We start from the raw sequence: 8,403 nt of genomic DNA on the forward strand, positions 1-8,403 counted from the left end.
TCACTCCTCGAAGAAGCGCACGGTGCCGGGCGTGTAGCCGCCGCCGTAATCGAGGAACTGGGCGAGGTTCTCGCGGCCCTGCGCCTCGGCGGAGGCGATCCGGGCGGCTTCAAGCGCTTCGGCGCGGTTCTGCGCGGCGATGGCAGCGGTCAGATCGGCGATCTGCGTGGATTGAAGCGCCAGAAGTTGGTTTCCGGCTTGTGCCACCTGCAGGGCGCCGACGGCCCCTTGGCTTTCGCGAATGAGCGCGTCCATCTGGGTGCGCGCGCCGTCGATATTGCCCACGACCCCGGCCTGCACGCGCAACGCGTCCTCGAAGCCCGCGACGGAGGTCTCCCACCGCTCGCGCGCACCGGCGATCATCGCGTCGAAATCACCTTGCGCTGCGGCAGAACCGTAGTCCTGCGCGAATGCCTGTTCGATGGTGGCTACGTCGAAGGCAAGGCTCTGGGCATCGGCCAGGAGTCGCTGGGTTTCGCCGATGGCGTCCTGCAGCTGCGCCAGCGAGGAATGCGGCAGGTTCGCAAGGTTCAGCGCGTCGTTCATCAGCATCTGCGCCTGGTTCTGGAGCTGCGCGATCTGGTTGTTGATCTGCTCCAGCGCGCGGGCGGCCGAGAGGATGTTTTCGGCGTGGTTGCGCGGGTCGTAGACGATCCGCCCGCCGCCCCCGAAAAAGAAGGCTTGGGCCGGTGTCGATAGAACCGGTGTTAGGACGAGGGCGCTGGCCATCAATGCGGCGGCGAGTTTGTGGAACCGGGCAGGGCGCTCAGGATTGCGGGTCATGTTCTGTCTCCTTTTGGTCAGGGTGAGGGGGTGTCGGATCGGCTGTTGCGATGTCGGGCCCGAGCAGGTCGATGGCCCAATCAAGACCGTGATGGCGCAGCCAGCCGGCGGCAAAGCCGTCCCGGTCATGGATGGCGAGCAACTCGGTGATGGCGGTCTGGTCGGCCTTGGAGGAAGCGGCGGTGAAGGCCAGCGCCACCTCACCGAGCCCCAGCGAGAAGAGCCGGTTGCCGCGCCGCGACTGGCAGTAGTAGTCCTGCTTCGGCGTCGCGCGGGCGACGATGTCGATCTGGCGGTCGTTCAGCCCGAAGTTCCGGTAGATCCGTGAGATCTGCGGCTCAAAGGCCCGTTCGTTGGGTAGGAAGATGCGCGTAGGACAGCTCTCGACGATGGCAGGCGCGATGAGGGACCCGTCGATATCGGCCAGCGACTGAGTCGCGAAGATCACTGAGGCGTTCTTCTTTCTGAGCGTCTTCAGCCATTCGCGCAGCTGTCCGCCGAAATTGGCGTCATCGAGCGCAAGCCAGCCCTCGTCGATCAGGATCATCGTGGGCCTCCCGTCGAGCCGGGCCTCGATCCGGTGGAAGAGATAGGCCAGCACGGCGGGTGCCGCTGCTGAGCCGATCAGCCCTTCGGTCTCAAACGCGAGCACGTCCGCGCTGCCCAGGTCCTCGGCCTCAGCATCGAGAAGCCGTCCGAAAGGCCCGCCGAGGCAGAAGGGCTTGAGCGCGCGTTTGAGGTCGGTCGACTGCAGCAGGACCGAGAGACCGGTCAGCGTGCGTTCCCCGCGCGGGGCCGAGGCGAGCGAGGTCAAAGCCGACCAGAGGTGATCGCGCGCGACGGGTTCGATCGTCGCGCCTTCACGTGCGAGGATCCCGGCGAGCCAGTCCTGCGCCCAGGCGCGTTCCAAGGCCTCATCGATCCCGGCGAGCGGTTGCAGCTGCACGGCGGGGTCCTCGTCGACCAGCGCATCGCCGAGGTTTTCCCAATCGCCGCCCATGGCCAGCGTGGCGCAGCGGATCGAGCCGCCGAAGTCGAAGGAGAAGACCTGCGCGCCCGGGTAGCGGCGGAACTGCAGCGCCATGAGCGCGAGCAGCACGGATTTGCCCGCCCCGGTCGGGCCGACGATCAAGGTATGGCCGACATCGCCCACATGTGTGGAGAAGCGAAACGGAGTCGTGCCGTCGGTTTCGGCGTGGAACAGTGGCGGGCCGTCCAGATGGTCGTTCCGGTCCGGCCCCGCCCAGACCGCCGAGATCGGGATCATATGGGCGAGGTTCAACGTCGAGATGGGTGGCTGACGGACATTGGCATAGAGATGGCCGGGCAGGGAGCCGAGCCAGGCCTCGAGCGCGTTCAATGTTTCCGGGATGCAGGTAAAATCGCGCCCCTGCACGATCTTCTCCGCGGCCTTGAGCTTCGCTTCGGCGGTAAGGGCATCTTCGTCCCAGACGGTAATCGTCGCGGTGACGTAGGCCGCGCCCGCTACATCGGCACCAAGTTCCTGCAGCGCCTCGTCCGCGTCGGCCGCCTTGTTGGCCGCGTCACTGTCGAGCAGGGTCGAGGCTTCGTTGGTCATCACCTCCTTGAGGATCGCAGCCACCGACTTGCGCTTAGCAAACCACTGTCGGCGGATACGGGTGAACACCCGGGCGGCATCCGTCTTGTCGAGGCAGATTGCCCGTGTGCACCAGCGATACTCGAAACCCTGGGCGTTCAACTCGTCGAGCAGTCCGGGCCAGGTGGCGCTTGGTAGCCCGACGATGGTCAGGGTCTTGAGATGAGCGGCTCCGAGTCGAGGTGTCAGTCCACCCACAAGAGGATTATCGGCGAGCACCGCGTCCAGGTGCATCGGCACCTCCGGCACGCGGACGCGCTGTCGCCGGGTCGAAACGGTCGAATGCAGGTAGGTCAGGGTCTCTTCATCGGAGAGCCAGGTGATCTCCGGCATGAAACCGTCCAGCAGATCGGTCAGCCGGTCGGCCCGGCTGACAAAGCTGGAGACCAAGTCCTGTGGTCTCGTGCGGCGATCTGGGGCGTTCTCCAGCAGCCAGCCTTCGGCGCGGCTCGCGTCATCCGCGGGCGGCATCCAGACCAGCGTCAGGAAATACGCGCTCTCGAAATGCGCCCCTGCTTCTTCGAACTGCGCGCACCGTTCGGCATCGACGAGGGCGGAGACAGGATCGGGAAACTTGGAGGCGGGGTAGTCCTGCGCGGGGTTCCGTTGCGCTTCCACGAAGACGGCCCAGCCGGAACCCAGCCGTCGCAGCGCGCTGTTGAGCCGGGCCGAAGTGGCGACCAGTTCGGCGGGCGTGGCTGAATCCAGATCCGGTCCCCGAAACCGCGCTGTGCGTTGCAGGCTGCCGTCTTTGTTCAGGATGACGCCGGGTGCGACCAGCGCCGCCCAGGGCAGGAAATCGGCCAGTAGGGCGGATTTGGAGCGGTATTCGGCCAGACGCATCATCGGCTCAGACCCCGAACCAGGAGGGGTAACGGAGATGCCGCCGCGCCACTTCAGCGATCTGTGCGTCTCGCTTCGCGGCCCAGACTGCGAGGAGGTGGCCAACCAACCAAAATGCGAGGCCTACGAGCCAGAGCCGCAGGCCCAGCCCGATGGCGGCCGCCAGGGTGCCATTGGCAATGGCGATGGTGCGGGGAGCACCGGCCAAAAGGATCGGATCGATCAGGGCGCGGTGTACCGGCGCGAAATAGCCGGGGATGTCGGTGTGGTTTTCCATCAGATCAGTGCTCCGCCGCCGAAGGAGAAGAAGGAAAGAAAGAAACTCGAGGCCGCGAAAGCGATGGAAAGGCCGAAAACGATCTGCACCAGCCGCCGGAACCCGCCCGAACTGTCGCCAAAAGCCAGCGTCAGGCCCGTGACAATGATGATGATCACGGCGACGATCTTGGCGACCGGGCCTTCGATCGACTCAAGGACGGATTGCAAGGGGGCTTCCCACGGCATGCCGGACCCGGCGGCGAGCGCCGGCTCAGGCAGGGCGAAGACGAGGAGGCCGAGGGCGGTTGCGCCAAGGGCTGTGCGAAAAGATGGCAGAAGGGTCATGGATGGCTTCCTTGTCTTGGTGTGAAAAGGGGGGTGAGGGCGTAATCGCCCGCGGCGGTCAGGCCGGTGACACGAGCAAGTTCGGACAGGCGACGCTCGGCGCCCCGTCCGGACAGAACGGCAATCAGGTCGATGGTCTCTGCGATCAGCGCGCGGGGAACGGTGACCACTGCTTCCTGAATCAGCTGCTCGAGACGCCGAAGAGCGCCGATTGCGGTCCCGGCATGGATCGTGCCGATCCCGCCCGGATGGCCGGTGCCCCAGGCCTTGAGCAGATCGAGCGCTTCCGGCCCGCGCACCTCGCCGATGGGGATGCGATCAGGCCGCAGCCGCAGCGATGCGCGCACGAGATCGGACAGGCTCGCAACCCCGTCCTTGGTGCGAAGCGCCACGAGGTTCGGCGTCAGGCATTGCAGCTCACGCGTGTCCTCGATCAGGACCACGCGGTCTGAGGTCTTGGCGACCTCCGCCAAGAGCGCATTGGTCAGGGTTGTCTTGCCGGTGGAGGTCCCGCCCGCGACAAGAATATTGGCCCGGCTGGTGACCGCGTCGCTCAGGTGACTAGCGGCGGCGGCGGAGAGGATGCCGCCGGAAACATAATCGTCGAGGGTGAACACCGCGACAGCAGGCTTGCGAATGGCAAAGGTGGGCGCGGAAACCACTGGGGGCAGCAAACCCTCGAAGCGCTCGCCGGTGTCTGGCAATTCAGCCGAAACACGCGGGGCCGCGGGATGGACCTCCGCCCCGACGTGATGCGCGACAAGTCGGATGATGCGCTCGCCATCGGCGGGAGACAGCACCGCGCCTGTGTCGCTCAGCCCCCCTGCCAGCCGGTCAACCCAGAGCCGCCCGTCAGGGTTCAGCATCACCTCGACGACGCCCGCATCCTCGAGACAGGCCGCGATGCCAGGCCCAAGGGCGGTGCGCAACATGCGTGCGCCGCGGGAAGACGTCTCGGTTTTGAAAGACGTAACGGTCATGGTTGGCCTCGCGATGGATCACGAGGCCGATCAAGAAGACCGTTATTGGCCTACGGGCAACAGCTGTGAAGGCGTAGTAGGGGTGTGGTGCGTAAAGGCAGGGGGAGTGCGGGCGCAACCTTCGAGACGTCAAACCGCATTATAGCGGCCGTTCAGTTCTATCGCGGCGAATGCCGGCACAGAGCCCGTTCCAGAAGTCCGCGATTCTCGCTGCGTGCGCTCGCAGCGGCGTTTCTGTTGCGGCGCAGCGAATCTTCATGCTGCATCGCAGCTGTGGATCCGGTCGTTCGAACTGTGCGCAGTGAAATCTTCGGGAGCAGCGACCGCATCGCGGGACTCCGGTGGTAACGCAAATGCGGGGATTGCTCTGCGCTGCCGTCGGCCGGCAGTTGCGCCGCACCCCCTCCTGGGGGCTATGCTGGCTGTGAGAAAGGGGCTCTATGCCTCAGAGGCCTCTGGCAGTCGCGCGCGCGACTTGCTGAAGCCATGCATTTCCTTCGCCCACTGGTAGCCGACCATCAGCCCCTTCATCCTGGGCAGCATCAACAGAGCGAGCACCGTCGCGATCGTGCAGAGCACGAGCGCCAGCATCAGGGGATCATCTCGCATGTAGCCGAAGAGGCCATGGAGGACGAAGCCCATCACGTGCCCCACGATCAGGATGGTCAGGTAGGCCGGGCCATCGTCGGCGCGATGATGGTGTAACTCCTCACCGCATTCGGAGCAGGTGTTTTTCACCTTAAGATAGCGCGCAAAAAGCTGTCCTTCGCCACAAGCGGGGCAGCGATGGCGCAGGCCACGCAGGATGGCCGGCTTCGTCTCGCGGGTTTCGGAAGTGGTCATTTCATCCCTCTCGACTCGGAGTATGACAGCCCGAATATAGGGGTCATTGATCGGCAATTGAAGGCATATGTTGCATCTTGTATCTGCGACATTCCGCGCATTATTGCGGCGCTTTTGGGGCATCGATGCATACAATCATGCCTTCAATATCGTGAGGGGTGACCCTATGTGTCGGGAAAGGCATGGAGTGGTATGGCTATGAACGACTGGTGTCCCGAGATCTCGCAAAACGGAAGTCCACGCTACGTCGCAATCGCTGACGCCATCGTGCGGGATCTGGAGAGGGGCGTGCTTCGTCCGGGGGATCGTCTGCCGCCACAGAGAAAGCTTGCGGATCTCCTGGGCTTGGACTTCACGACCGTCTCCCGTGGCTATTCGGAGGCCCAGAAGCGGGGGCTGGTGGAAAGTCATGTCGGGAGGGGAACGTTCGTAACGGCGCAGCGAACTCGTGCCTCGGGTCCTGATCCGGCACGGGCTCGGAACGAGGATCTCACGATGAACATGCCGCCGGAGCCCCGCGACGAGCGGCTGCTGCGCCGCATGCGGGAAGGCCTCGGATATGTCGGCGAAAACATGACGCCTTTGCTTCGATACCAGTCTTCCATCGGAAGCGATCGAGACAAGAGCGCAGCCATGACCTGGCTCGGCAAGCGAGGACTGAGCCCTAACGCGGAGTGCGTGGCGATCACGCCCGGCGCTCATGCGACCATCCTCGCGATCCTGACCATTCTGGCCGAGCCCGGCGACACGATCTTGTGCGAGGCCGTCTCCTATCCCGGCCTGCGCGCTATCGCGGCTCGGCTGCGTCTGAACCTCCAGGGGCTGCCCATGGATAAAGAGGGGATTGACCCGGACGCGCTCGATTGCGCGATCCGGGAGCACGGACCGAAAGCCCTCTACCTCACACCCACCCTGCACAACCCGACCACCCTGACCGTTCCGGCGCAGCGCAGAAGGCAGATCGCGGACGTGGTGAACGCGCACGGACTCCACGTGATCGAGGATGACGCTTACGGTTTCGTGCCCTCCGATGCGCCTTCGGCCCTCGCCTCTCATGCGCCGGAACTTAGCTGGTATATCGGAGGGTTGTCGAAGTGCTTGGGAGGAGGATTGCGGCTCGCCTACAGCACCGCACCCACCAGCCGGTGCGCCCTCAGCCTGGGGCACGCCATGCGAAGCACGGCCGTCATGGCTTCACCGATCTCCTCCGCGCTGGCAACCCGCTGGATCGAGGACGGCACTGCTGATGAAATCATCGGCTACATCCGTGCAGAAAGCGCGGCACGACAAGCGATCGCAACCGAGCTGCTGGCCGGGCTGGAATATCGATCGGCGCCGAATGCCTTCAACGTCTGGCTACGGCTGCCCGAGGGGGCGGGACGCGCGGACCTGATGGGCCGACTGACAGGACGGCACATCGGCATCATGCCCTCCGATGCGTTCACTGTGCTGGGGAGGCCTGACGAGAATGTGCGTGTCTGCCTTGGCGGCTCCATCTCGCGGGAGGAACTCCGCAGGGGGCTGCTTCTCATGACCGACTCCCTCCAGCCCGATGCCTGGGTGGGATAAGCGACCGCAAGACCTCGTCCGGGGCAAGTTGCTTTTTATCGTGGATAATAGGGTAGGTTTTCACTGCAGGAAGCATGAATGTCTGGTTTAGATGGGCAAAAATGTCATACAAAGGGCCGGTTTGCTCGGGATCCTCAGGAGCGGCCGTTTGTCTGCCTGCAGAATTTGTAGAAGTGGGCTCGCGGACTAGGCTCAGGACCCATTGATCAGCCGGTCGTGCCGTGATTCAGCCTTCGCTAGAAGGAGGCTGAAGATGAGCGATCTTTACTGGCTGAGCGATGCGCAGATGGAGCGGCTGCGCCCCTACTTTCCGAAGTCGCATGGTCGTCCCCGCGTGGATGATAAGCGCGTGCTCAGTGGCATTATATTCATCAATCGCAATGGCTTGCGTTGGCGAGACGCGCCACGTGAATACGGTCCGCACAAGACGCTCTACAATCGCTGGATCAGGTGGAGCCGCATGGGCGTGTTCGCCCGGATCATGGAGGGGCTCGCCGCCGAGCAGTCCGATTGCCGGACAATCATGATCGATGCGACTTACCTCAAGGCGCACCGCACGGCCTCGAGCCTGCAGGCTCAAAAGGGGGGCGTGGCCGCCTGATCGGACGCCCCAAGGGCGGGATGAACACCAAGCTGCACGCCGTCACTGACCGGCAGGGCCGCCCCATCCGCCTCTTCGTGACCGCCGGCCAGGTCAGCGACTACAAGGGCGCGCTGGCGCTCCAGAGCGGATTTCCGAAAGCGGACTGGCTTCTCGCTGACCGCGGATACGACGCCGACTGGTTCCGTAAAGCGTTGTCAGACGCCAAAATCCGCGCCTGCATTCCGCCGCGCAAGTCACGCAAGGCATCGATCAAATACGACAAGCGAAGATACCGCAGGCGCCACCGCATCGAGATCATGTTCGGCCGCATCAAGGATTGGCGTCGTGTGGCCACTCGCTACGACCGGTGCCCCAAGGTCTTCCTGTCAGCCATCGCGCTCGCGGCCACCGTCATCTACTGGCTATGAGTCCTGAGCCTTCTGTATCTCAGGTTCGCTATTCTGTCCCCGTCACCAACCTTGGCCGAGGTTGGTGACGGGGCGGTGTTTGGCGTCTGAGCCTTGTGGCCTGACCACGTCTGCTAGCGAGCCAGCACCGTCTCTCTTTCATCGTCTCGAACA

General features: G+C 64.2%; 8 protein-coding genes. 2 read left to right on the forward strand and 6 right to left on the reverse strand.

Going from position 1 to position 8,403, the window contains the following annotated elements; genetic code table 11:
* The 6 genes from trbJ to BMX29_RS12075 all read right to left on the reverse strand — a co-directional run bounded on the left by trbJ (window position 1) and on the right by BMX29_RS12075 (window position 5,670).
* A complete protein-coding gene (gene trbJ / locus BMX29_RS12050; protein WP_092813134.1) occupies window positions 1-783 on the reverse strand; it encodes a P-type conjugative transfer protein TrbJ in 783 nt (260 codons plus the stop codon).
* Entirely contained in the window at window positions 767-3,247 is a 2,481-nt protein-coding gene (gene trbE, locus BMX29_RS12055) for a conjugal transfer protein TrbE (protein ID WP_092813137.1), read from the reverse strand. Before trbE ends, trbJ begins: the two co-directional genes overlap by 17 nt.
* A gap of 4 nt (window positions 3,248-3,251) precedes the next feature.
* Entirely contained in the window at window positions 3,252-3,521 is a 270-nt protein-coding gene (locus tag BMX29_RS12060; RefSeq protein WP_092813140.1) for a VirB3 family type IV secretion system protein, read from the reverse strand.
* Window positions 3,521-3,847, reverse strand: coding sequence for a TrbC/VirB2 family type IV secretion system protein (locus BMX29_RS12065; protein ID WP_092813143.1), 327 nt, complete (start codon window positions 3,845-3,847; stop codon window positions 3,521-3,523). The genes BMX29_RS12060 and BMX29_RS12065 overlap by 1 nt, the downstream gene beginning before the upstream one ends.
* Window positions 3,844-4,779 carry a P-type conjugative transfer ATPase TrbB gene (trbB, locus tag BMX29_RS12070; RefSeq protein ID WP_254702080.1) on the reverse strand — a complete coding sequence of 312 codons (936 nt, stop codon included), beginning with the start codon at window positions 4,777-4,779 and terminating at the stop codon, window positions 3,844-3,846. Before trbB ends, BMX29_RS12065 begins: the two co-directional genes overlap by 4 nt.
* 486 nt (window positions 4,780-5,265) lie before the next feature.
* Window positions 5,266-5,670 (reverse strand): DUF983 domain-containing protein, encoded by a 405-nt coding sequence (locus tag BMX29_RS12075; protein WP_092813149.1) that lies wholly within the window; start codon window positions 5,668-5,670, stop codon window positions 5,266-5,268.
* A gap of 198 nt (window positions 5,671-5,868) precedes the next feature.
* On the opposite strand from BMX29_RS12075, the gene BMX29_RS12080 reads away from it, so the two are divergent.
* Together BMX29_RS12080 and BMX29_RS12085 are read left to right on the forward strand one after the other, a co-directional pair.
* Window positions 5,869-7,239 carry an aminotransferase-like domain-containing protein gene (locus BMX29_RS12080; RefSeq protein ID WP_092813170.1) on the forward strand — a complete coding sequence of 457 codons (1,371 nt, stop codon included), beginning with the start codon at window positions 5,869-5,871 and terminating at the stop codon, window positions 7,237-7,239.
* A gap of 253 nt (window positions 7,240-7,492) precedes the next feature.
* A protein-coding gene (locus BMX29_RS12085; protein WP_092813152.1) for an IS5 family transposase occupies window positions 7,493-8,250 on the forward strand; the annotation gives its coding sequence in 2 pieces (ribosomal slippage) (window positions 7,493-7,817 and window positions 7,817-8,250; 759 coding nt in all).
* The last annotated feature ends 153 nt before the right edge of the window (window positions 8,251-8,403 follow it).

It is taken from the genome of Roseivivax marinus (genome assembly GCF_900109705.1).
GTDB lineage: Bacteria > Pseudomonadota > Alphaproteobacteria > Rhodobacterales > Rhodobacteraceae > Roseivivax > Roseivivax marinus.